Raw genomic sequence first — 23869 nt, forward strand, 5'->3', positions numbered from 1 at the left:
GGCGCCCGACACCGTCCAGAAAGTGCACGGCCGTGGCAGCCCCGTGCAGTCCACCGGTCGCCCGAGCGTCGGCGCGGGCCTGGCCCCAGCACAATCGGCAGTACTCCTTGCGGACGGGCTGCAGCCGCCGGCAACCCCGGCACCGGCCGACCGTGTGGTCACGGGCGAACAGGTAGCAGGCTTGGCAAAGCCCGCGGACGAACGGGCGCTGGACTCGGCCCCAGGCCAGACAACTCTCGCAGCTGGCCGGCCCCGACAGGCCCCGACGCCGGGCTTTCGCCCTCATGCCGGCGGCAGGGAACGGCCGTCACGACGCTTGGGCACGACTGCCGGGGCCACCGCCGAGCCAGCCGCTGACGCGGCAGCCTGCTGGCCGGTCTCCTCACCGGGACGGATGACCTTGTCCGGCTCGGGGATCAGCAGGTCGCCGATCTCGCAGCCGAGGACGACACAGATGACGTCCAGGTCCTCCAGCTTGAGGGAGACCGGCTGGCCGGACCACAACCCGGACATCTTCCCCGCCGAGATCACCAACCCGTGCTCGGCCAGGCCCCGTTGGAGCTCGGACGCCTTCCAGATATTCTTGTTCGCGGCCGTCAGCCGCAGGTTCCACCTCATCGGATGAGCCCTTCCAGCCGCTTCGCGGCCCGCTCGGTCCCGGCGGCCCAGGCGTCCTCGACCCGGGTCTGCTGGACGTGGACGTATCGCATCGTCGTAGCGATCCAGGAATGTCCTAAAACCTCCTGAATTGCAAGCAAGTCCAGGCCGTTCTCATAGAGTTGGGACGCGCAGAAATGCCGCAGGACATGCGGCGTCAGCCGCTCGCCCCACCCCGACAGATGCATCTTGGCCGCGCCCTTGAGCCCGCCGCGCAGGGCGTCGTCGCCCACCCGGCGCGAGGAGCCGTCGGCGTTCTTGCGCTCGGAGGGGAACAGCGGGGCGCCGGGGCGGGTGTGGTCATCGTCGAACTGGCCCCACACGTCCTCGATGAACCACCGCAGTGTCCGGTCGGCGCCGTTGATCAGCGGCACCATCCGCTCGCGCGGCCCGGAGCCGCGGGCGCCCTTGCCGTGGCGGACGTGGAGCTTGCCGAAGCGGCCCAGGTCCCACTTGATGTCGTCCAGGTCGAGCTTGCACACCTCGCTCACCCGGAGGCCGACCTGGGACATCAGCTTCGCCGCGGTGTAGTTCCGGGCGGTCGGGGCGAACTTCCGGCAGGTCGCCAGCTCGCTGCCCCAGCCGGTGAACAGGACCCCGACCTCCGGCTCGCTCGGCGGGATCCGCAGCTGGGCATCCTTGGCCCCGCGCGGCCGGTTCATCTCGTCGATCGGGCACTCGACCACGCGGCCGGTCATGCGGTGGAGTTCGACCTTGTGCCGAAGCTCCAGGAACATGAAGTACGTGGTCAGCGCCTGCGACCTGGCCAAGCGGGTGCCGCTCGGTGAGTTCCGCAGGACCTTCCCGAAGTACGCGTCGGCGTCGGCGGGCTCCATGCCCCACAGCGGCCGGCCGAACCAGGTCCTGATCTGCTCCAGGTGCCCGACGTCCCCGCGGATGGTGCCGTCCGCCAGGCCCGCCGAGGCCCTCGCCAGGACGAACCCGGACAGCACGTCCGTCTCGAACCGCTCCAGCTCCTCCGCCGACGCGGGCGCCCAGTGCTCACGCAGGTCCCGTACGACTGCCAGCGCCGCCAACCCGAGCCTCCTCGCCTTCGGCCCGACTGCGGATCGGCCGGACGAGGTGAGAACGCTTCAAGAATCCCGAAGTTACGTCACAAGGCCGCAGACCACTCGAAGGAGGAAGAACCCCTGGCCACGGGGGCAGGAGCTCAGCGGGGCTCAGGGGAACTCGCGGGATGTCGCACACACGCCGCCGTTGTCAGCGATCTCAAAGACCTGGCCGTACCCCTTGCAGTCACCGCACAGACGCTCGTCAACCAGGCGGCGTACGACGCTGACGCTCTCAGGCGAGCAGTGCCGGCCGGTGAGCGCATCCGCGGTCTCGTTCAGCAATTCGGCGCGCCCTTGCCCGACCAGCTGCTCGGCGCGCGCTGTGTCCCAGCCGGTCAGGCCGGACAGGAGCGAAACCACGGCGTCGCTGGCGGTGCGCTGCGTCCCGCACAGGGAGCAGGTCAGGGCCGTATCGTCCCAGCGGTGTCCGAACGGGTGCAGCGGACATATCCACGTGGTGGTGGACTGGCTGGGTACGGGCTGTTCGGTCATGGGTCTTTCCTTGGGTATCCAGAGCGGGTTGGTCCCCCGGACCGACGGCGAGCCGACGCGGGGCGGGGGTGCCGACCGCACCGGGGCGCGGGAGGAGGGACGCGCGGGTGCAGCCCGGCAGGAACGACCGTGGCCGGGTGGGCAGTTAGCGACGCAACACCCCGCACCCTGCCCGGGAATGGCGCACTGCGCAGCGGAGTGGTTGTTGAACTCCTGCCATCCGTTTTCGCCCTGGTATGTCTCGTCGTCGGCAAACTTCACGTAGTGGGCCAGCAATGTCAGCCCGCGGTCGCCCTCGCTGGCCTTGTAGAAGGTGGGCTTGTCCGTCTCGGCATCGATCGGGAACGGGTGTTAGACGTCATTGAAAATGCCTACGAGTGCGGCAGTTTGGGCAGCTTGGTGCCGACATGATCGGTAAGCGTGCCTGCCGACGAAGAGGTGCAGATTTGGGGCGGCACCTTGCCGACGAAGGGCATGCGAAGGCCCTCCCGGTATCTCTTGGCCGAGCGCCGGGAGGGCCGTGTAGCGCGCGGAGGCGCTGTGCTCACGGTAGAGGCTGACCCGGCGCGGGTCGAAGTTCGGCTGATGCGGGGCGAGTTGGTATGTCCGGGATGTGCGGGCGTGTTGCGGCCGTGGGGGTGGGCACGTTCGCGCGTACTGCGTGATGCCTCCGGCGGGCCGGTGGTGCTCCGTCCCCGGCGGACGAGGTGCGTGGGCTGCGACATGTCGCATGTGCTCCTTCCGGTGTTCGCGCTGGTCAGACGGGCGGATCTGGCAGAGGTGATCGGGTCGGCCCTGGCGGCGAAGGCGACCGGGACGGGGGCCCGGGTGATCGCTGAGAGGCTGGGCCGCCCGGTCGAGACGGTTCGCGGGTGGCTGCGCAGGTTCGCTTCGCAGGCGGAGCGGGTCCGCCGGTTCTTCACCGTGTTGCTGGTGGATACCGGCGTTGACCCGGCTGCTCCGGGGCCGGCCCGAACGGCGTTCGCGGACGCAGTCAGCGCGGTGGTCGGGGCCTGGTGGTCGGTCGCGTCCCGGTGGCCGCAGGTCGGCAAGGTGTCGCCCTGGCTGGTGGCCTGCGCGGTCTCCGGCGGGATACTGCTGGCGCCGTCCTGGCCCCTGGAAACGATCAACACCAGTCCACTCTGACGCCACGCCGACACGGGCTGTCACCGTCACGCGTGTGTGTTCACGCTGCGTGAGAGGGCTGGTGATCAGGTGCCAGGTCAGGAAGACCAGACACGGCTGGAGCGGGCTCAGGCGATCGGCCTGTTCCGCTACATGCTGATCAGGGAGGCGGCCGACCCGACGCTGTCGCGACGCCAACGCGGCGCTTTGGTGCGGGAGTTGGCTTCGATGGTTCATGTCGACCCGGACGGCCGCCCGGTGCGGATCACCCGGTGGACCCTGGACCGCTGGATCTACGAGTGGAAACGGGCCGGGTTCGAGGCCCTGGTGCCTTCGCCGCGCCAGTCCCGGCCCCGCACGCCGCAGGAGATCCTGGACCTGGCAGCGGCACTGAAGAAGGAGAACCCGTCGCGGTCGGCCGCGCAGATCCGCCGGATCATCGGTGCTCAGCGGGGGTGGGCGCCTGACGAACGCACCATCCAGCGGATGATCGTCCGCGAGGGACTGGACGCGCTCAAGGCTCCCGCCGCCTCAGCGGTGTTCGGACGGTTCGAGGCCGATGGCCCGAACGAGTTGTGGACCGGGGACGCCCTGCACGGGCCGATGGTCGCCGGCCGAAAAACGTACCTGTTCGCGTTCGTGGACGATCACTCGCGGGCCGTGATGGGGCACCGCTGGGGATTTGCGGAGGACACCGTCCGCCTGGCCGCGGCCCTGAGGCCGGCTCTGGCCGCGCGCGGTGTCCCGCGCTACATCTACGTCGACAACGGCTCCGCGTTCGTGGACTCGTGGCTGCTGAGAGCCTGCGCGAAACTCGGCATCAAACTCGTGCACTCCACCCCGGGACGGCCGCAGGGCAGGGGCAAGATTGAGCGGTTCTTCCGCACCGTGAACAGCGAATTCGTCGTCGAGATCGCCTCCGGCGACGGCCAGGCCGGACGGCAGATCGACAGCCTGCTGGAGATGAACCGGCTGTTCACGGCCTGGACCGAGAACGTCTACCACCGCCGGGTCCACTCCGAGACGGGAGCCGCCCCGCTGGCCCGTTGGATGGGTGACCGCCCACTCCAGGTCCCCAACCCCGCCGACCTCGCAGAAGCCTTCCGCTGGTCCGAGCGCCGCACCGTGTCCAAGACCGCGCTGGTTTCCCTGCACGGAAACCGCTACCAGGTCGACCCGCTGCTGGTCGGCCAGCGCGTCGAGTTGGTCTTCGACCCCTTCGACCTGTCCTTCCTGCGGGTCCGTGCGAACGGCCAGGACGCCGGAACCGCGCTGCCCTACCAAGTCAGCCGCCACTCCCATCCCAAAGCCCGGCCAGAGACTCCCGCCGAGGAACCCCGTCCGACCACCGGCATCGACTACCTCGGCCTGATCGACACCGCCCACAAGGCCGAGCTCGCCGACAAGGTCAACTACGCCGCGCTGAGCGAGCCGATGCCGCCCGCCGTCGACCTCGCCGACCTGACCGGCGAATGACCGCCAACTCCACGGAGGACCAGCGTGATTGAGAAGCTCCAGGCCCACTACGGATTCAGCCGCACGCCCTTCGGCCGGGACCTCGCCCCCGGCATGCTGCACCGCCACGCATCCCACAACGAAGCCGTCGCCCGCATCACCTGGTGCATCACCGAACGCTCCATCGGCGTGGTCACCGGCGAGGTCGGCGCCGGCAAGACCGTCGCCATCCGCACGGTCATTCATGGAATCGACCCGTCGAAACACACCGTCATCTACCTGCCCAACCCCATGATCGGGGTCCGCGGCATCCATGAAGCGATCGTGACCGCGTTCGGCCAGCAACCCTCCCACCTCGGCTCCCGGCTCACCGCACAGACCGGTCTGGCGCTGGCTGCCGAACGCGAAGAACGCGGCCGCACCCCCGTGCTGGTCATGGACGAAGCCCACCTACTCAACTACGAACAGCTCGAAGCCATCCGGATGCTGACCAACACGGCCATGGACCAGGACTCGCCGCTGTCCTGCCTGCTGGTCGGCCAGCCGACCCTGCGACGGACCATGAAACTCGCCGTCCTGGCCGCCCTCGAACAGCGGACCGCTCTGCGCTACACGATGCCCGGAATGACCTCCACCGAGACCGCCAGCTACATCAAGCACCACCTCGGACTCGCCGGCCGCAGCGACCAGCTGTTCACCGACGACGCCGTCACCCTGATCCACACGACATCCCGAGGCTTCCCCCGCGCGGTCAACAACCTCTGCCTGCAATCCCTCGTCGCCACGTTCGCCGCAGGCAAGTCCCTCGTCGACGAGAAAGCCGCCCAGTCCGCCGTCACCGAAGTCCTCGACTGAACCCATCCGGCACCTTGCCGACCACCGCGGCACGTCGCCGACAATCGCCCCGCTGAGACCCCCTCAGCGGGGCGATCCCGTTCTCACTCATCGGCACCCTCAGTGCCGCAGCCGTCGGCATTTTCAGCGTCGCCCAACAAACGGGCCGGAAGGAACGGTGTCAGTCATGGGGGTCGGTCCTCTATCTCTTCACGGTGCGCCTCGCCGGTCGGCGAAGGCGCTGGGAGCCTTGAGCCCGGTGCGCGCGTCTGGATCTACTGCCGGGTGTGCGCACTGTGGCCAGGGAGGTGGCTAGGGCCGCAACTGCGCGCGGGTGCTGGCTATACGTGGGGTGCAGTTGGTCAGGGGGTGCAGGAGCACGAGGGGCACGGGTGGGGGTGCTCGACACCGGGCCAGGTGGCGGGGTTCAGGAGGTGCGGGTGGGCTTCGAGCGCGGTCTGGATGTGCTGCTCCACGTCCGACCAGGTGTGCGTGGGGTCGCCGTAGGAGCCCGCGTTCAGGGCGTGCTCGATGAAGGCTGCTTTGCTGTCCGTGGTGGCGAACCAGGTGTCGGCGAAGCCGTGCCGGTCGAAGTGCGCGATGTGTCCGAACAGGTGTTGAGAGCAGGTGCGGTAGAGCTGCTGGGTGAACTGTTCGGGGTGGAGGCCGCTCTCGATGAAGGACAGGAGCCCGTTGGCGGCGTTGGCCTTCTGTGTGCTGCTGTCCCATTGGGTGGCGGTGCAGTCTGCGGGCGTCAGCCGAGTGAGCGTACGGGGGGCGAGGACTGTCGGGCGGCTGTCGGTGGCGGTCGGGGAGTTCATGGCTGAGGGTTCCTTTCGTCGTGGATTGGTGGCCGGTATGGGTGCGGTGGCGGGGCGTGTGCTCTCGGTCCGGCGGGGGAACGGTGCGCCAGCAGGTATCAAGCTGCGCAACTACGCCTGTGAGTGGGCTCGTTCATGCGCGGACGGGACGGCCCGCGTACCCGGGAGCGGGCGAGGCCCGGGGAGCCGGTTGCGTTTGCCGGCTGTCTGCGCGGTGTGGTTCTGGGCCCTGCTGGTCGACGACGGATGCGGGTCTTCGGTCCGGGTGGCGGTCGCTTGGTGCGTGGCGGCGGCGGCCCGGGCCGGGGCTCGTGCCGCCCGGGCCCGGGATGGGGTCAGTTGTTGCAGGGCCGGGCGTTGTCAACGATGGCGGAGATGGTGATGCGCTCCAGGGTGTGGCGCAGTTTGGTGGTGTTGGTGTCGAAGGTGGCCAGGACGGCGGTGTTCTTCCATCGCTCTCGCTCGCCGAGGACGTGGGTGAGGCGGCTGCGGTAGTCGTTCAGTTGGGCGGCGAGCTGCGGGCTGGCCGGGGTGATGAGGCCGGCGAGCGCGGTGAGCAGTTGGTCGGTGTCGGCGGTGACGTCGGTGAGCTGCGAGCGGCAGACGTCGTGTCGGACGGCGGTGTTGTCGGGGGCTGGGTAGTAGCGGGCCCACAGGCCCGGGTGGTCCCCGGGGCTCGTGGTGTGGCCGGTGGCGTCGCTGATCCGGATTTCGCCGGGCAGGTAGCCGAAGTTCAGGGCCAGCGCGGGGAACGGGGAGCAGATGTCGCGGTCTTCGAGGTGTATCCGGCGGCGGTCAGCGCATCGCGGATCAGGGTGAGTGTGGTCATCGGTGTGTCTCCGTGGTGTGAGTCGCGGGTCGGGGCGCTGTGCCCTTTCAGGGGCGCCTGGCTCCGGTGCGGGCCGGGCGGAGCCGTCGGGCGGGACCGGCTCGCTGTGGTGTCCGGGCGTCTGCGGCTCTGGCCCGGCGAGACCCACCGTGGCCGGGCAGCCGGCTAGCCGCGCAACTGGCTGGCTGCTGAAGGCCGTTGGACGGTGCAGGGCAATGGGCCTGCACCGTCGACAGCTCGCCGACGCGCGACTGCGCCCGAAACGAGCCGTGAGGTGGTGGGGCGGGTGCGGGCTGTGGAGGGGAGCTGCGGGCCGGGCGGCGGGTGGCGCGGTACGACGGGGCGCTCGGTTGGGGTGCCGGGGCGTTACGCGAGGTGCGGTGTCGCTGCTCACCTCCGGAGCCGACGATGGCGCGGTGGGCGGGAGCGCGCAGCAGTCGGCCGGTGGGCAGCACATGCTCGGCCCGGCCCGGGCTGATGTTGGCGCGGGCCGGGCGGGTTGGCGGCGGGTTCAGCTGCCGCAGGGGCCGTCGCCGTTGGTGACATAGGGGGTGTGGCAGCCGGGGCAGTGAGCGTCGCTGTAGTCGGGGATGAGGGTAGTGGGGATGTAGCGGACGGCCCGCTTGCCGTTGGAGCCGTAGACCGTGCCGTCGGTGTCGCGGCTGAAGCGGGCGGTGCTCAGGTTGGGGTTGTCCCGCAGTCGGCGCAGGGCGCAGGCGGCTTGGCCCTGGTCCAGGGCGGCCTGGTCGTCGTGGTTGGGCAGGTGCCAGGCGCCGCCGCTGCGGAGCTGGACGACGTAGGCGTCGGCGCCGAGCACGGCGGAGGCGTGGCTGAGCTGGTCGGCGGTGAAGGGCTCGCCGGGCATGGTGTCGTAGACCGAGTGGCCTTTGGGGATGGGGTCGTTTTCCAGGGGTGTGGCGGTCAGGTCCAGGATGAGCCGGTCCCCGGCGGCGGGGGTTTCCAGCGCTGCCAGGGCATTCAGGACGGCGTCGAGCGCGGGGGGCGGGTAGGAGATGTCGTCGCGGGTGGTGCCGTCGGCGTAGCGGGTCGTGGTCCTGTGAGTGAGCCAGGTGGGAGTGGTGCCGAAGTGCCCGGCGGGCAGCTCGATGAGGTCCGGGAAGGGGCGGTCGGCGTAGGCGATGGTGCGCAGGGCCAGTCGGGCGGTGTGCCGGAGGAACTGGGCGGTGGCCTCCCGGGCGATGGGCAGCCCGTAGGTGGCCGCTGTCCGCTGGTATTTCTCGACCACGGCCAGGGCGCGGGGTGTCTCCAGGCTGCCCGCGCGGTAGTGACTGCCGTGGCGGGCCGTGTCGTTGGTCTCGTAGGCCAGATCTTGGAGCGTGAGCACGGCGTTGACTGGCAGACCAGGGCGGTGAGCTGCGGCGCGGGCATGGATGGAGATGACAAACAGCGCGGTACGCGCGTCGAGCGGGACAGCTGGCCGGCCGTCGGGCTCGGGGACCAGGCGCAGCGTCAGTGCGCCCAGGAATCCGTAGATGGCGGCCTGCTGGTCGGCGTACGTTTCCAGCGCTTCAGCGAAGGGCGTGCGGTCCAGATCGATCGTGGCCTGGCTCCCGTCGCAGAACCGGGCGGTTACGGATTCCGTGTCGTACACCAACCAGCCGGGAGGCTGGTTGGTGGTGAGTGTCGTGAGGGTTACGACGGACCGGCCGTCGCTCTCATACGGGGCAACGGCGGCGCGGGCGGCTCGGCTCAACTGCGTGATGTCCACGGGGGATGGCCCTTCAGGGTTCGGTGGCGGGAAGCCGCGCCGGTCAGCGGCGCCTATCGGGTGCCAGACCGGAGCAGGGAGCGGGGTCCTGGGGCTCCGGCCCGGCCGCATGGAACGGTGGCGGTGCGGGTGGTTAGGTCCGCAACCGGTGGAGACGGGGGGATGACGCGCGGCCCCGTTCTGTCCTTGGCGGACGGGGCGGGGCCGTGGTGGGAGCAGGGAAGTCTGTCGGGTCAGGTGGCAGGTCCGAAGCGGTCGGGGTCAAGGAGTCGGATCGCGGTGACCAGCGTCTTGGTCTCGTGGTCGCGCAGCGGTCCGTGGGTGAGGAGGTAGTCCAGGGCGTCGGGGTCGTTCCTGCCGTGCACCTGGTCGGCGGTTCCGGCCTCCCATTCGTCGGCCTCCGCGAGGAGGTAGGCGAACAGCTCATCGGCAGTCTTCTTCGCCAGCGGCAGGTCGCCCGGCTTCTCCTTGGGGGCGGCGGGCTCGATGGGGGTGCTTACGTGTACGGCGCCGCGCCGGTTGTCCTGGGCGTCGAGTTTGACGCGGAGCCGCTCGACGGCTTCGGTATCGGCGCGGACGCGGCTGGCGTACGTCTCCCAGTCGGCGATGAGGTCCCGGCTGTTGACGGTTCTGAGCGCGAGGTGGCTGGGCAGGGTGGCGGCGAAGGCCGCCAGGGCGGCGGCTGCCTGTTGTGGATCGCTTGGGAGATCGGGCAGGTCGAGGTTTCGCAGCTGGTCAATAGCCGGGGCGTAGTGGAGGCGTAGTCGTTCTTGCGACTGGTGACGACGAGATACCCGACTGCCCAGGCTCCCCACCGATCGTGGGTGCACCTGGTATCTGCGGAAGGTTTCCACGGCTCTTGGCGCCCGTGTCGCCACAGGCGGTGGACCTCGACGAGGAGTACCGGTGTTGCGTGGTTGCGGCTGCTGTGGCGGAACGCGCACAGTGCAGCGCGCCCCAGGTTGACGATGGCGCTCCTCTGCATGGTGGTTGTGTCCTCTCGCTGTGTGCCGCCCGGCTGCAGGTGCGGCCGACGGCGGCGGTGGGTGTGCGCAGTGTCGGGGCGGCGGGATCTCTGGCTCCCGGTGAGCGGAGCGAGAGAGGTCGCTGTGGCGAGCAGGACGGCTGAGGGTCAGCGGGTGGAGGCGGAGCGGGGGGTGTAGGAGAAGTTGCTGCCGGGTTCGAAGCGGCTCGACCACCAGGCGTGCACGGTGTGGTCGGCCAGGCGCAGCTGGTGCGGCTTCCCGGGAATGACCCATAGGCCGGTGTGGCGTTGCCACCGGTTCCCGGCGGGGCAGGTGACGACGTCGCCGTCACGGAAGGCAAGGCTTGCGGTGTCGGCCTTGGCGGAGCGAGCGGATTCGAAGAAGGCTGCGGCTGCTGCTCAGGGGCCGGGGCCAGCCACCCGGGAACGTGAGGGGTACATGACAAGCTTCCCTCAAAGGGGTTGCGGTGATGCCTGGCCAGCGCCGCGGGGGATATCCGTCGGTCGGACGTGCCTGAACCACGCTGCTGTGAGCGAGGGTTAGCGCCGCAACCCCGTACCTGCCGGATCAGCTCGGCTCACGAAGACGCGCGGCGGCCCCGGTGCCCGCCCGCCGGCGGCACTCAGGCGGCGGCTGCGGGCTCACTGCTCGGATCCGCTCGTCGCGCCACGCGGAGACCCTCCAGTTGGATACGATCCGGAAACGCTGCGTGGGCTGGGGGCTGAAAATGCGCGCATGGGTCGTCAGGGCAGGCAGTAACGGCGAGCGCGAAGAACCGGAGCTGAGTCGAGGCATCGTCGCCGCCGGATGGCCCGAACTCGGCGACATCACTGCAGCCACCGACCGCGGAGCCATTCGCGCTGCTTTGGAGCAGACGTACGCGGACGCGGGCTACAGCCCACGCGTAATCGGCAACTGGGCGGGGCAGCTGTCGCGCTTCCGTCACGACATGTCGCAGGGTGACCTGGTCGTCCTTCCACGTCGCTCACGGCAGCTGGCGCTGGGGCGTATCGCGGGCTCCTTCAAGTTCGACCCCGACGCCGCCCCGGGATTGCAGCACACGCGCTCCGTCGAGTGGCTGCGGACGGACTTGAACCGCACTGCGGTGCAGCAGGACCTGCTCGACAGCATGGGTTCTCTTCTCACCATCTTCGAGCTCCGCCGGTACGACGCTGCCAACCGCGTCGCAGCGCCGGTCGACAAGGGGACGGACCCTGGCCCCGGCGACACCGCGCCCGACAGCCCCATCTTTGCCACCTCGGTCAAACTGCTGGAGGCAGCCGTCGATGCCCCAGCCGACGCGCCCTTGACCATCACTGTGCGGAACTTGCTGAATGCGTGGGGCGCGACTCGCCGCAGTTCCACCGTCGTCGGCCAGATCGAGGCGGATCTGGGCGAGAAGGGCCTCACGGCCGCCCCGCCGATCACTGCACTCGGTTTCGACAGTCAGGTCGCGCTCCTTCGCGTTGGCGCAGAGCCGGGCCCCGACCAACCGTTGCTCACCGCCGGCGACGTGCCGGACGAGGCAGCCGAGCAGGCTCCGCTCACCTACCGCATCGCCCATGTGGCTTCGGCGGACTGCCAAGTGGTATCCGTGCGCCCCGAGGACACGCTGCGGCACGCGATCACCAAGATGGTCTTTCACGACTTCTCGCAACTACCGGTTTTGGATGGGGATGCTCGGCTGCGCGGTGCGATCACCTGGGAGTCGATAGGTAAGGCTCGGATGTCCGGGAACTCCCTCAGCTTGTCTGACGTCGTCGTCCAGCCGCTGGACATCCACAGCCAGGCTGAACTGCTCGGCTGGATCCCCCAGATCCACAAGCACGGATACGCCTTCATACGCGACGACCGGCACAAGATCACCGGCATTGTCACGACGGCGGATCTCACCGACCAGTTCGGCGCCCGCGTCGAGCCCTTCGTTCTGCTGGAAGAGCTGGAGCAGCGCCTGCGGCGCCTACTCAATCAGGCGCTGGAGCGAGGAACCCTCACTCTCGACGCCATCCGATCCAGGCTGCTGCCGCACCGGCAGAAGAAGGTGCAGGCGGCCGACGATCTTACTCTCGGTGAATACTCACACGTCCTTGAGCCCGAGGAGCATTGGGGTGCCCTGAAATGGGATGCTGACCAAGGGCTCGTTCTGGCCGCCCTGCGAACGTGCACCAAATTCCGCAACAAGCTCATGCACTTCAGCCCCGACCCAATCCCGGACGAGGAACTCTCCCCCGTCCGGGGCTTGCTCGCGGTACTCAGGTCGCTGGATCCGATCGCCTGACAGCTCTTGGGGGAAGGCCATCGCTCCGGTCACCAAGCGTTGATGGTGGCTACGAAACTCGAGCTCAGGGAGTGGCAACGTCGCGGCCCATCGGTCACAACGCCAGCCGCCTCTGAAGGATTCGTCATGACTGAGAGAGAGCAATGATGTCGACGGAAGCGGACCGCAGGTTTCACGCAGACATGGTTGCCGGCGTCGATCGCCTCAAGCGCGAGATCGGCTACAACGCAACGAGGTTCGCACAGATGCTGGGGGAACTCGGTGGCGTGGCGGCAGCTCGACAGCTCCTTCGCGGACACGCGCGCCGGAAGGTTTCACGACGCTCTGGGAGCACGATCGACTGGACGTCAGCGTGGAGGCGTACGTGCTACTCCCCTGGTACCGGAGTCTGTTCGATGAACACCATCTGGAGACAGCCATGTGGCGGCTAACCGAGCACCGCTTCAACGTCGATCGGAAAGCAGAGCTGGGGTCAGCGCCGGTCACCGAGCTCAGGGGACAGCCTCCGTGAGCGGGGTCCGGCTCAGAAGTGGCTCGGCACGACCTGGTAGCAGTTGTCGATCGATACGCCCCAGGGCGTTGCCCAGGGTCCATTCTTCTCGACCTTGGCGTGCTCGATCCCCCAGAGAACCTCGCTGCCGGTGTTTTTGCCGACCTTGCCGTCGACGGACAGCCCCAGGTCCCCCTGGAAGTTCTTGACCTGGCTCAGGGTGTGATTTCCGAACTGCCCGTCCTGCGAGGTCCAGGCATCTGATCGTTGGTGATAGCTGATGCCGACCTGGACGCAGTAGACCTTGAATCCGGTCATTCCGTATCTGATCTCGGGCGCGTTGGGCGAGGCGCTTGCGGTGCTGATCGTTCCGGCCGCTACAGCGCCCGCGAGCGCGAGAATGGTTGCGGATCGGCGCATGCTGTGACGCATCGAGTTCCCATCTGTGAGTGAGAGCGGGATTGGAGAGGTGCACGTCGGCCCGTGCCGCGACCGCGGCGTAATAAGCTGAGGCTGTGTACGAAGCGTTGGACGTTGCGGCTGTTTTAGCGGTTCCCGCACCCACGTATGCCGTCCGGATGCGTCAGTTCTCCGCGTGAATTCGGTTGTTCTTGAGGCCTGGACGCCCGCGGAGCGTGTCCCGCGTCGGTGTCAGCAACCGGACGCCGAGGTGTACGAGGCACTCCTCCAGGCACCGTTGAAGTGGGCATAGTACGCGCCGTTGACCCTCTTGAAATCCACGTAATCCTCGTTCGTGTAATGCCACCGAACGACGTTGTTCCCCATGGGCGCAGCGGCCAGGCGTCGTCCTCGCCGTCCTGCTTCGCCGAGCCGAGCATGATCCCGCCGCCTTCCGGCCAGGACAGTTGGGCGTGGTCGACTCGGTCACCCGCCCCGTGGACCACGGTCTCCTCGAATCCGAACGCGTCGATCAGAAACCGGATCAGCGCGCGGGCGTCGTGGGCCCGCAGGGTGGGCCACACCTGCGGTGCCGGTGTTGTGTCGTCCATGTCCACCAGGGCTCCTCGGCCAGTCCTTCAGTACTGGTTGGGCTCTTGCTGCAGCCAATCCTGTGCTGGTCCGCTGCTGGGGGCTTGGACGTTTCGGAACTCCTCGGCCAGCCACCTGCTGGGGGCGCAGCCGGCCAGGGAGCGGAACTCACGCGCGAGGTGTGCCTGGTCGAAGTAGCCGCACTCCGCGGCCACGTCGGCGAGCCGGGGAGGCTCCGACCGACCGGCATCGGCTGCCAGCAGTCTGCGGGCGCGGTCGAATCGGACTACCCTCGCGGCGGCCTTCGGCGTGAGCCCGGTCTCCCGGCGGAAGCGGTCCGCCAGATGGCGTCCGCTCCAGCCGACTTCGTCCGCCAGTGCCGACACCGGTACGGCACCGCCGGTGCGGATCAGCAGCTGCCAGGCGCGGGCGACCTCGGGCGGAACGCCTCCGTAGGGGCGGGTCGCCCGGAGCAGCAGCTTGTCCAGCACGGCGAAGCGCTCCGGCCAGCTGTCGGCCGCCTGCAGCCGTGCCTGGAGCTCACCGCACAGGCGGCCCAGGACGGCGTCTGCGGGGAGATTGGTGTTGGCCAGTTCACCGGCCGGCAGGCCGAGCAGCGCCCGCGCACCGAGCGGGTGGAGCGCGATCTGGATGCCCGACTGCCGGCCCTGGTGGGTGATCAGCGCCGGTGACGTGTGCAGGCCGCCGAGCAGGGTGTCGTAATTTCCCGGTGCCTGTCGGGGATCAGGGTGGCCGGCCACTGTGAGCAGGTCGTCGAGCGTGAAGATCAGCGTCAGGTAGGGCGAGGGCATCCCCCGGTGCAGTGTGGCCGGGAAGCCGTCCTGCCGGTAGCCGGTGTACCAGGCCACATAGGGCCGCAACGCGGCGGCGGCCCGAACGCGGACCGACTCGTTGACCACGCCGCGCGGCAAGGTCGTAGCCGCCGCGGCGACCTGCTCGCGCGGCGCTGAGCCGACGTTCGGCCCCGGGATGTCCACTCGCGGCGCGCTGTACACGCCACCAGTATCGGCCCGCCGGGCCCAGGGAGTCTCACAGGAGGTCCTGCCGGATCGACTGGACCGTGGTCAGCGTGGACTCGACCACGTGCCGCGCCCACTGGCAATGTCGAGGTACAGCCTCGTCCGTCCACCCGCGTACGAGCTAACCCCCGCGTCGGTTGAGACCAGCTGAGCTGGGTGATGCCTCGACGTTGGCCGTCGTTTGCCGGGCGAGGGCTGTTCATGGCTGGGGCCCGATTTCGTCGACGCTCATGGCCCACATCCTTCTTCGCCGTCCCGGCATTCCGTGTATTGCGCCGGGACCGAGACGCGGGTGTTCTTACGGTCGGCGGTCTCGTGACAGCATGCCCGGCCCGTAAAGGCAGACAAAGCCGAAGACGTACGGCGGCGCTGTGCGCGGCTTCTTCCTCGTGGAAGCCGTCATTTGGTGTCCGAGAGTAGGAGAGAGGTGCAGGTTGCCGATCCATACGCTGCCGGAGTGATGCTCCTGTACCGTCTCGCCTTGCTCGTGAAGCGCCTCGATGATCTCGGCTGCCGACCACCGGAAGACGTCGACGCCCTGGAACGCAACCGGGCATGCCACTCGCTCGTCGACCGGCCGCCGCGACAGCGAAATGATCGAAAGGCCGCCTCCGTCGGAGGCCGACAGGGTGATCGAACATCCGGGCAAGTCGAAACCAACCGCCCAATCGGTCCCGCAGACGAAAGCGTCCGACAGCGCCGCATGCGGCGCCAGGACGCGACGGGCGTACTGCTCGGACATGCCGAAGACCAGTTCGGGCAGCGGGCCGGGCAGCCGTACGCCCGTCGCAGGAAGCAGGTCGATGGTCATGCCGCCATGGTGGCAGCCACGGCCACCACCTGGGCACTGTCGTCTCAGCTGCCAGGCTCAGGGGTGCCGCATCGCTGCATCGAACGCAGCCGGTCAGCCCCGTCGGATTGGTCTGGTATTACGGCAGGATGGGGTCGCCATCTGGCCACAGGACAGGGCGAATGTTGCCTGATGCGGCTTCGCCGGCAGGTAATTGATGCGGCGTGGTGTGTCGGCACCTGAGAGCATGACTGCTCTCACACGCACCGAAGGGAACTGCTGTGGCCCGTGCCATCACCCTGATTCGTTCCAGCTCGCTGTCTGACGTCGCCGAGTACGCGTACGCGGCCACCGCGCCGGCCGAATCACGTTTGATCTTCCTCGCCGGGGCATGCCCGCTGAACGAAGACGGGTCCACGGCAGCTATCGGGGACTACGCGGGGCAGGCAGCGAAAGCCGTTGAGAACATGTGGATTGCGCTGACCGAGGCTGGTGCATCGGTCGAGGCCGTCATCAGCACCCGAGTGCTCGTCGCGTCAACCAGCCGGGCAGATCTGGTGGCCGCCTGGGAGGTAGTCCGGGACGCGTTCGGTGACCACGACGTCCCCAGCACCCTGATCGGAGTCACCGTGCTCGGCTACGACGACCAGCTCGTAGAGATCGAAGCCGTCGCCGCCGTGCTCGACTAGCCAAAACTTGGTGCGCTTCAGGCAACGTTCGCCCCCCGACAGGCATCGGGACAGGCCGAGGCGCCTCAGTAGTTGTTGTCTTTCCGATCTTGAGAGATGCGCGTCGAACGGGAGTCCCGATTGGGTGATCGTGGGGCGCTTGATGCATACGGACAGGGCCTCCTGAACAGCTCGTTGGTGTCGAATCACCGAGCAGCAGGAGGCCCTGATGCAGCAGTCTTCCGTGCCGACGGCCGTACAGTCCAGCTCGGTCACCTGGGAGTGTGACTGCCTGGCTCACCGGTTCGGAAACGCCGCCGACAACGGGTTGCGGCAGCCGCGCTACCCGACGGACATGACGGACGCGGAGTGGGCGGCCGTCCGGCCGTTGCTGCCGGTGCCGGGCTGGATGCGCGGTCGCGGCGGCCGGCCGGAGGCGTACTGCCACCGGGCTGTACTCGATGCGATCCGCTACCTCGTTGACAACGGCATCAAGTGGCGGGCGATGCCGGCCGACTTCCCGCCATGGGACCGGGTATACGCGTTCTTCCGCCGCTGGCGCGACCATGGCCTGGTCAAGGAGTTCCACGACCGGCTACGTAGGCAGGTCCGCGAGAAGGTGGGCCGCGACGCGGAGCCGACGGCCGGAGTGATCGACTCACAGTCGGTGAAGGCGGACGCTGTTGTCGGTGCGGACAGTCGCGGGTTCGACGGCGGGAAGCTGGTCAACGGGCGCAAGCGGCACGTCGTGGTCGACACCCTCGGCCTGCTGCTCGGGGTGATGGTCACCGCCGCGGATGTCGGCGACCGCGCCGCCGCCCGGGTGCTGCTTGAGCAGGTGGCCGACGCGCATCACCGCCTCGCCCTGGTCTGGGCCGACGGCGGCTACACCGGCAACCTCATCGAGTACTGCTTCACCTTCCTCGCGGTGGTCCTGGCCATCGTCAAACGCAGCGACGACATGCGCGGCTTCGTGGTGCTGCCCAAGCGGTGGATCGTCAAGCGCCTCTTCGCGTGGCTGATGCGCACCCGCCGCCTGGCCCGCGACTACGAGCGGCGTACCACCAGCGCCGAGGCGATGGTCTACTGGTCGATGACCCTGCTCATGACCCGCCGCCTTGCCCGCTCACGCCCGCAGCAGGCGTGAACCGGCCCGGCGCGGGCTCGGCCAGCCAGCCGCGCGCGACCAGTCGTTTCGCCTTCGACCGCAGCGCCTCCACCCGCGCCGGCACCACGTCCATGCCGAACAAGGCGGCCATCTCCTGGCAGGTCAGCGGCCCTTGACCGAGCCGGCACCGGTCCGCGAGCACTTCCAGGATGCGCTGGTAGTCCACCGACAGCACCGACCTGTCCAGCCCCTCACGCCACACCGGCACCTGCGACTTCGCCTTCGCCGCCTCCGGCACCTGCCCGGTCTCTCCGGTCCGCTCCTCGGCGGCCTGCGCGGTCCGGTCGGCCCGGGCGTGGTCCTGCACGGGTTCGTCCGCCGGGGCAAGCACCTCGCCGACCCGCGAGCGAGCGATGGCCCACTCCTTCGATTCCCGCTCGGCCACGGCCAACTCGGCCTGGACGCGGTCGGCCTCCTCCCGCAGCTCGTCCACGCGACGGCGAGCACCCAGCTCACGCTGTTCCAACAGCCCAACCACCGACGGCATCCACGACCTCCCGGGCAGCGACAGCACGACAGGCCACTACTCCCACGGGACCGCCGACCCTACGCCCGACCAGCGAAAACGCAGTCCTCAACTCCGGAAAGACAACAGCTTCTCAGAAATGTGTGGCCCAAAAACGGGGGCAAGGCTAACGTCGCGGCCGTGGATATCAGAGAACTGGACCGCCGTGCCCTCGCCACCTTGGGAGCGGTGATCGCGCAGATTGGCCCGGACCAGCTTCGTCTTCCAACGCCGTGTGCCGACTGGACACTGCACGGCCTGCTCCGCCACCAAGTGAGCGAGAACCTCGGCTTCGCAGCCGCCGCAGCAGGCGTCACCGGTGACATCCGGGCCTGGGACCAGGGCAACCTGGGTGGGGATCCTTACCAGGCGTACCTCGACTCGGCCGACGCCATGACCAAGGCGTTCGCCGAGGATGTCCTGGACCATTCGCTCCAGATCAGGGAGTTCGGGTTCTTTCCCGGCCGGGTCGCGCTCGGTATGCATGTGCTCGACTGCGTAGTCCACGGTTGGGACGTCGCTCAGACCATCGGTGTTGCCTACGATCCGGGCGCCGACCTCGTCCGCTACTCACTCAAGGTCGCGGCGCTGATCCCGACCGGAGCACCGTCCGACGACCGGCCAAGGACTGCGTTCGCCCCGGCGGTCGAGATCTCCGCGGGCTCTCCTGCCCTGGAGCGGCTGCTCGGACTTGTCGGCCGTCCAGCGGCAAGCTGAGCGACGGCTCACCAACCGGTTGTGCACTGACTTCTACACCGTGTAAGCGCCGTCCGGTGTCGCCCGGTGCAGGAATCGACCGGCACGATGCAACGAGGCGAACGTTGCCTGCTGCGGCACGAGGTCGGCATCGTCCCTGAACATCCCATTGTTGATGTTGCTCACGTCTTCGCTCACGTGCTTGCGCAGCTTTGCATCACGCAGGAGGCCAGCATCACCGATAAGTCCATCCACCAAGGGCTGGGAGTCGCTGCGCGCCTCCCCCCATAGCCCTCGGAGTTCGATCAGCTTTTGTCGCATGGCGAGGATGTGCTCGCGCTGTTCCTTGTGACGCTCCTGCCTCCCGGTGTAGGCCGCCAAGCCCCAAGCACTGCCGAACCCCAAGAGGGCGGTCAAGATCGGCAACAACCACGTAGTCATAAGAGTTCATTGTGTCGGTCGACGCGGGACTCTCGGCCCAGGACTCCTATCCGTGACCCACGGTGCAAAGTACGGCGTCGCCGCGAACGCCGCGCACCTGGCCGCAGCTCCGGCATGAGCACGACCGGTGGGCGGCGCGGGGTGTGCGGGTAGAGAGCGGCCAGGCCGAGCAGTTCGCGCGGGCCGCGGCACTGGCCACCCTCGGCACCGCGCGGGCATGACCGGTGTGCAGGATGAGCACCAGGACCACATTGAGGGGGATCACGAGTGGACGGATGGACGTGTGCGGCGTGCGGCGGACCGGTACCCCAGAACGAGGGGGAAACGACCGGCGAGGCCGTACGCAGGCACGCACGTACGGCCGGACATCCATCGGCGAGCGTGAGCAGACAACAGCCCGGCGGAACCGTCCAGAGGTGGCGCACCCCCGAAGAACGAGAACGCGAACCGGAACGGGCCGAGGAGGCGGCAGAACGCGCGCGGGAACGGGAGCAGTGGCGGCTCGCGGAACAGGCCGACCATGGGGGCAGCAAAGGGCATCAGGCAGCCCCAGGAGGGGGCGAGCACCGGCGGAACGGGAGCACACGGCGCCAGCGGTGGGACGCGCTTCCGCTGTCGACGCGCGTCTGTGTCTGCCTGTCTCTGTGGCTAGGCGCGCTGATTTTCAGCGTGTGGCTGGCAGGTCTCGGCGACCCCCCTCAACCGCCGTCGGCCGGGTACTGCTACCGCTACCCCACCACCGAGGGATGCTGACCAGCGGCGACGAGTACCAGGAGCAGCAGCACGAGCGGTTCCGCCAGCATCCGCCCGGGGCTCCTATCCGTGGATGGGCTGCAAGGTAGAGACTCCCGCGCTGGTCAGTGCACTGGCGTGAGCACGCTGCACGGCCCTGTTCCTCAAAGTGGCGAGAAACGAGGGTCTGTCGACACTCCACGCTGGCGCGAAGAAGCCGCAAGTGGGCACTGTCGGGAACCCGTGTCGGCAATCAACGTGGCAAACGGTCGATACTGACGCCGTATCCGGAAGCTCTCAGCAGGAGGCCCCGGACCGCATGCGCATGGCTCGGGGTCTCTCCTTGCTACTCGTTCAGCGGCCGATCATCCTGTGCAGCACCGGTGCACTGACCGCCGCTCCCGTCAGGCCCGCGAGCATCGCGGCGGCCGTGTTGCCGGCACTGAGGAACGAGGGGTGTTGGTGTCGCCTGATGGGCTTGTTCAACTGTGCTATCGGACCTATCTGGCTGAGGCGTCGAGGGCACGCTGCGGAGTTTCGAGCCTCCGGTGTGGTTGTTCCAGGCGAAGTGGTGCCCAGTCGACGCCTCTCACCGCGACCAACGCAGCCTCGACCTTGGCTGGCAGTCGCCGACCGGCGATCGGATTCCGCGCGAGATGCCACCATCGGAAGTCCGCGACCTGGCTTATCGCGGCATCAGCCCGCGCGATCAGCGGGTCGAGGGTCGTAGCCTGCCGGGCGATGTACGCCGCCAACTCCTCGCGGTAAGACTCCAGCGTTGGATCGTCGACAACGGTCATCCGCCACAGCCGCAGAGTGGAGAACTGGACCCAGGACCGCGATGAGTCCTCAAGTGCTGCGCCCGAAGCGAGAAGGACCTCAACCGAGTCGGTCAATCTCCGTTCACGACCTCGCAGAGTTCGATCGCGCGCTACGTCCTCGAGTGTTGTGATCGCCTCGCGAAGTCTGTCGATGTCGTGGAGCAGGTGTTGCCGGAGCAGAATCCCGCTCGACTCGATCTGTCGCCAGTTCATCTCCGAGAGGGTCTCGGCGCTCCTCGCGGTTCGGTAGACCTCCGCAAGTTGGAGCTGCGCGGCGCGAGCCTCCGAGTTCCATTCGCGGAGCTGCTGTCGCTGGACGCTTCCCACCTGTTCGGAAATGGTCGTGAGCTGCTTCTCGATCCGATCGAGCTGAGCCTGGAGCGCCATCGCGGAGAGAGCGTTCGTCATCGACGCTGCTGCGGCGAGCCCACCTACGCCCTTGAGGCGCGCAACATGCTCGAACCTGCCCTTGCTGTTTCGAACGAGGGCGAGGACCTCTCCCGCCTTGTCCTTCGCCGCACGGCCCGCGCGAATAGCGCCCGCCATCTCCGGGTCGACCCGCACGATGCATCCGACCATCTGCTGGTACGCCTGTACGCCGTCCACGGCAGCCTTAGCCTGAGTGGCCCATGATCCGAGCTGCATTGGCGTCTGGATCACCGTCGTGCCGAACACGTCCAGATTCTCGCGCGCGCCGAACGCGTACACCTCATCGTCGCTGGTTCCCGGCAAGACCAAGACCTGGGAGTCGACGACGGGTACGGGCGATGGTCTCCACTCCTCCGACACCATGCCGGTCATGCCCAACGGCGCCTTCGGTTGAAGGTTCCCGTCTACGGGCGCCGTGATGACGTCGAACCGACGCCGACGGAGGATCAAGAGTGTTGCCAACACTGCACAGCCCGCGGCTGCTAGGGCGACCAGGGTGATTATGGCAGCGTTCGGCATGTGCCAACTCTAACGACCTTGGGATGAACAGTGGGCCTGATCCCAATCCCGCCTCGCTCCTCGCCACCGTGTGGTTTGCAGGCCAGCACCACCTCGTCGAAGCCGGTGGCCGGGTATGCGGAAAGGTTCCGCGCAGAACCTCGCATAGGAGGGCCCGCATCAGCACCCGGACCGAGGCCGACGAGCTGGACCCGAACAAGCACATGGTCCTTCCCGCCGCCGGCGGCACCGACGTCCTCGGCGTCGTCTTCGACGAGCAGGGCGCCATCCCCACCCGCGGCCGCTTCGCCGCCTGGTCGCCGAAGGCCGGCACCCGCAAGAACATCGTCGGCTTCTTCGACACCCTGACCGAGGCCACGGACGCGATCGGCGAGCTGCGCGAGGAGCCGGCCGCGGAGACCGAGCGTGTCGCCGAGCCCAAGTGGCAGACGCTGAAGGGCGTCACGGCTACCTTCGAGGTCTATGTGAAGCAGTCCGACGGCCGCATCTGGCCCGCTGGGGATCGACGGACGCCGACCGGCGAGCCCGTCAGGGTCACCCGGCTGGAGATGCGCTCCGGCCTCCGCTACGGCTACACGGCCGACGAGCGTGAGATCCGCTTCTCCGGTGCCGACGGCTTGGGGCCCGACATCGGAATGCAGCCAATTGGACCTAGTGCGAACTCTTCCCTCCACTTCCAGCAGCTCCATGATCCCCGGGCGGGTGGCCTGGGGAAGTTCCGGGTATGCAACGGCGCCACTGTCATGCCCCTAACAGATTTCCGCGATGGGGCCATAGGATTCCCTGCCTGGCGACCGCGCCTCTTTTGAGACAGATGCCCCTCAAGTCCCGAACATTTATACGGTTGTTGGGTAGCGTCACCCCCTGTTGATCACCTAACGCACATGGGCGACCACCTTGCGCGCGACAACTGGGGGGAACATGACGATGAGACGTACGGCATGGGCGGCGGTCGGCACCCTGGGGGTGCTGGCGACACTGCTCGCTCCCAACGCCGTGGCCGCCACGCAGCCGGCCGGTGCTCAGGGAGCGGGTGAAGTGATCTGGACACGCTCTGCCGAGGCCGCGCCCTTGGTGCCGGTGGGCGCCCGGTACTCCGACTACGCAGACCGCAGTGGTGAGCCCGCCGACGTCACCGGCGGGCTCACCGCTGGTCCGGCCGCGCCGGAGCCGACGACCGCAGAGAAGGCAGCCGAGATCGCAAGGAAGAACGGGCAGACCTACAGCGCAGACGGTACCGGGCCGGCCGCGGCCACCAGACTCGTCAACGCACCCGGCATCATCGACTGGGCGAAGTGCAACGCGGACCCCCAGGGCGGCAGGCTGCCCGGGCACGTCGTCGACCACTTCAACTTCTGTCGCTGGGGCTACAACACCGCGACCAAGCTCAATGGGAGCGGTCAGGTGGAAGGCCAGGTCCGATTCCTGGAGACCGAGGTGGGCGAGGGCTCGAGAAACCGGCGCACCTACGGCATCAACCTCAAGTACACCAATGTGACCGCGACCGGCGTCTATGCCGGCGCCGGCGCCACGATGACCCTCTCGCCGACCGCAAGCACACCGTGCACCGTCGGGGTCGTCAATCCGGACGGCCCCTCCCGGACCGACAGCGTTCTCGCCTGGAAAGGGGCGGTGACCCGCTACAACGTGACCTCCACCGCAAGTGCCGGAAACCAGGCACGGATCGACAAGACAGCCCACTGCCAGTCCCGGACAAACTACAAGGTCAACAGTCCCCGTGGGGAGACTCCGTGGAGCCTGGGACCCGCCATCGGTGGACGGCATGACTCCGCCGCGTATCTCGCCCAGTACGGCACGCAGGGCGCCATCTTCTGGGGCGTAATGCCGAGCTTCTACTACAGCCGGTTGGACGCATCGGTCAAGGCCGTCGCCGAGCACGTCTTCGATGCCCTCCATGCCCCGCAGCTGACTTACCCCCAGAAGACCGACAAGGACATCCCCGGGAACATCTGGAGCGGTGACCAGCCCATCCACCGCAACTTCCCCGGCTTCAACGCCGCCTCCGCGGACGTCGCCGCGAAGAACCGGTCCGCCAAGGACCGGGCCTGCGCCGGCCTCGCCAGCAAGCCGGGCCAGCAGTGCGACGAATTCCCCTTCGCTTCGACGAAGGAGGGCGCCGGCAAGGGCGACGGCAACTTCTCCGTCCGCTACGTTCCCCAGCCCGACAACTCCACCGCGGGCGCCAGGCTCAGCGCCTGGTACGGCCAGGACCGCATTCTCGACGGCGACGCCTACGCCATCTCGGTCCGCTAGCTCCCAGGCCACACATCGGAGGGCTCC

The 23869-nt window shown here is 68.2% G+C and carries 22 protein-coding genes; 9 read left to right on the top strand and 13 right to left on the bottom strand.

Annotated elements, in window-relative coordinates; translation table 11 throughout:
- Nucleotides 1-282: 282 nt before the first annotated feature.
- The 3 genes from SLUN_RS00830 to SLUN_RS00840 form a co-directional block, all read right to left on the bottom strand.
- Nucleotides 283-618 (bottom strand): helix-turn-helix domain-containing protein, encoded by a 336-nt coding sequence (locus SLUN_RS00830; RefSeq protein ID WP_108146706.1) that lies wholly within the window; start codon nt 616-618, stop codon nt 283-285.
- Nucleotides 615-1694, bottom strand: coding sequence for a tyrosine-type recombinase/integrase (locus SLUN_RS00835; RefSeq protein WP_108146707.1), 1080 nt, complete (start codon nt 1692-1694; stop codon nt 615-617). Before SLUN_RS00835 ends, SLUN_RS00830 begins: the two co-directional genes overlap by 4 nt.
- A gap of 144 nt (nt 1695-1838) precedes the next feature.
- Nucleotides 1839-2222 (bottom strand): hypothetical protein, encoded by a 384-nt coding sequence (locus SLUN_RS00840; RefSeq protein ID WP_108146708.1) that lies wholly within the window; start codon nt 2220-2222, stop codon nt 1839-1841.
- A 723-nt stretch (nt 2223-2945) separates the two neighbouring features.
- Here SLUN_RS00840 and SLUN_RS00845 point away from each other — a divergent pair.
- From SLUN_RS00845 to SLUN_RS00855, 3 genes are all read left to right on the top strand, one after another.
- Nucleotides 2946-3368, top strand: a complete 423-nt coding sequence (locus tag SLUN_RS00845; RefSeq protein ID WP_217505409.1) for a hypothetical protein — start codon at nt 2946-2948, stop codon at nt 3366-3368.
- A 69-nt stretch (nt 3369-3437) separates the two neighbouring features.
- A complete protein-coding gene (locus SLUN_RS00850) occupies nt 3438-4823 on the top strand; it encodes a DDE-type integrase/transposase/recombinase (RefSeq protein WP_108146709.1) in 1386 nt (461 codons plus the stop codon).
- 24 nt (nt 4824-4847) lie between these two features.
- Nucleotides 4848-5657, top strand: coding sequence for an ExeA family protein (locus SLUN_RS00855; RefSeq protein ID WP_108146710.1), 810 nt, complete (start codon nt 4848-4850; stop codon nt 5655-5657).
- 341 nt (nt 5658-5998) lie between these two features.
- Here the strand turns inward: SLUN_RS00855 and SLUN_RS00860 are convergent, their stop codons facing one another.
- The 4 genes from SLUN_RS00860 to SLUN_RS00875 form a co-directional block, all read right to left on the bottom strand.
- Entirely contained in the window at nt 5999-6457 is a 459-nt protein-coding gene (locus SLUN_RS00860) for a hypothetical protein (protein ID WP_108146711.1), read from the bottom strand.
- Nucleotides 6458-6792: 335 nt separating this feature from the next.
- Nucleotides 6793-7434 carry a hypothetical protein gene (locus SLUN_RS00865; protein WP_108146712.1) on the bottom strand — a complete coding sequence of 214 codons (642 nt, stop codon included), beginning with the start codon at nt 7432-7434 and terminating at the stop codon, nt 6793-6795.
- A 363-nt stretch (nt 7435-7797) separates the two neighbouring features.
- Nucleotides 7798-9015 carry a hypothetical protein gene (locus tag SLUN_RS00870; protein ID WP_108146713.1) on the bottom strand — a complete coding sequence of 406 codons (1218 nt, stop codon included), beginning with the start codon at nt 9013-9015 and terminating at the stop codon, nt 7798-7800.
- 233 nt (nt 9016-9248) lie between these two features.
- Nucleotides 9249-9830: a hypothetical protein gene (locus SLUN_RS00875; RefSeq protein WP_108146714.1), complete on the bottom strand. Its 582-nt coding sequence runs from the start codon at nt 9828-9830 to the stop codon at nt 9249-9251.
- A gap of 856 nt (nt 9831-10686) precedes the next feature.
- On the opposite strand from SLUN_RS00875, the gene SLUN_RS00880 reads away from it, so the two are divergent.
- The gene (locus tag SLUN_RS00880; RefSeq protein ID WP_159100104.1) at nt 10687-12279 is read left to right on the top strand and encodes a DUF8426 domain-containing protein; all 1593 of its coding nucleotides are present in this window, start codon (nt 10687-10689) and stop codon (nt 12277-12279) included.
- A 523-nt stretch (nt 12280-12802) separates the two neighbouring features.
- Here SLUN_RS00880 and SLUN_RS00890 read toward each other — a convergent pair.
- The 3 genes from SLUN_RS00890 to SLUN_RS00905 form a co-directional block, all read right to left on the bottom strand.
- Complete coding sequence (locus tag SLUN_RS00890) at nt 12803-13189, bottom strand: peptidoglycan-binding domain-containing protein (protein ID WP_159100105.1); 387 nt, start codon at nt 13187-13189, stop codon at nt 12803-12805.
- A 617-nt stretch (nt 13190-13806) separates the two neighbouring features.
- Entirely contained in the window at nt 13807-14775 is a 969-nt protein-coding gene (locus tag SLUN_RS00900; RefSeq protein WP_306610646.1) for an AraC family transcriptional regulator, read from the bottom strand.
- Nucleotides 14776-15097: 322 nt separating this feature from the next.
- Nucleotides 15098-15610: a hypothetical protein gene (locus tag SLUN_RS00905; RefSeq protein WP_108146717.1), complete on the bottom strand. Its 513-nt coding sequence runs from the start codon at nt 15608-15610 to the stop codon at nt 15098-15100.
- A 260-nt stretch (nt 15611-15870) separates the two neighbouring features.
- Between SLUN_RS00905 and SLUN_RS00910 the strand changes: the two genes are divergently transcribed.
- Both SLUN_RS00910 and SLUN_RS00915 read left to right on the top strand, forming a co-directional pair.
- Nucleotides 15871-16278, top strand: a complete 408-nt coding sequence (locus tag SLUN_RS00910) for a RidA family protein (protein ID WP_108146718.1) — start codon at nt 15871-15873, stop codon at nt 16276-16278.
- 334 nt (nt 16279-16612) lie between these two features.
- Nucleotides 16613-17404: an IS5 family transposase gene (locus SLUN_RS00915; protein ID WP_246340798.1), complete on the top strand. Its 792-nt coding sequence runs from the start codon at nt 16613-16615 to the stop codon at nt 17402-17404.
- Here the strand turns inward: SLUN_RS00915 and SLUN_RS00920 are convergent.
- Nucleotides 17361-17912, bottom strand: coding sequence for a hypothetical protein (locus SLUN_RS00920; RefSeq protein ID WP_108146719.1), 552 nt, complete (start codon nt 17910-17912; stop codon nt 17361-17363). The two genes, SLUN_RS00915 and SLUN_RS00920, sit on opposite strands and share 44 nt — an antisense overlap.
- A 159-nt stretch (nt 17913-18071) precedes the next feature.
- Between SLUN_RS00920 and SLUN_RS00925 the strand changes: the two genes are divergently transcribed.
- Entirely contained in the window at nt 18072-18647 is a 576-nt protein-coding gene (locus SLUN_RS00925; RefSeq protein ID WP_108146720.1) for a TIGR03086 family metal-binding protein, read from the top strand.
- A gap of 33 nt (nt 18648-18680) precedes the next feature.
- On the opposite strand, the gene SLUN_RS00930 is transcribed toward SLUN_RS00925, so the two are convergent.
- Together SLUN_RS00930 and SLUN_RS00935 are read right to left on the bottom strand one after the other, a co-directional pair.
- Nucleotides 18681-19067 (bottom strand): hypothetical protein, encoded by a 387-nt coding sequence (locus SLUN_RS00930; RefSeq protein WP_108146721.1) that lies wholly within the window; start codon nt 19065-19067, stop codon nt 18681-18683.
- 1232 nt (nt 19068-20299) lie between these two features.
- Nucleotides 20300-21568 (bottom strand): hypothetical protein, encoded by a 1269-nt coding sequence (locus tag SLUN_RS00935; RefSeq protein ID WP_159100106.1) that lies wholly within the window; start codon nt 21566-21568, stop codon nt 20300-20302.
- 23 nt (nt 21569-21591) lie between these two features.
- On the opposite strand from SLUN_RS00935, the gene SLUN_RS00940 reads away from it, so the two are divergent.
- Nucleotides 21592-22377 (top strand): hypothetical protein, encoded by a 786-nt coding sequence (locus SLUN_RS00940; protein WP_159100107.1) that lies wholly within the window; start codon nt 21592-21594, stop codon nt 22375-22377.
- A 118-nt stretch (nt 22378-22495) separates the two neighbouring features.
- The gene (locus tag SLUN_RS00945) at nt 22496-23842 is read left to right on the top strand and encodes a NucA/NucB deoxyribonuclease domain-containing protein (protein WP_159100108.1); all 1347 of its coding nucleotides are present in this window, start codon (nt 22496-22498) and stop codon (nt 23840-23842) included.
- Nucleotides 23843-23869 lie beyond the last annotated feature (27 nt).

This window comes from Streptomyces lunaelactis, from assembly GCF_003054555.1.
Taxonomy (GTDB): domain Bacteria; phylum Actinomycetota; class Actinomycetes; order Streptomycetales; family Streptomycetaceae; genus Streptomyces; species Streptomyces lunaelactis.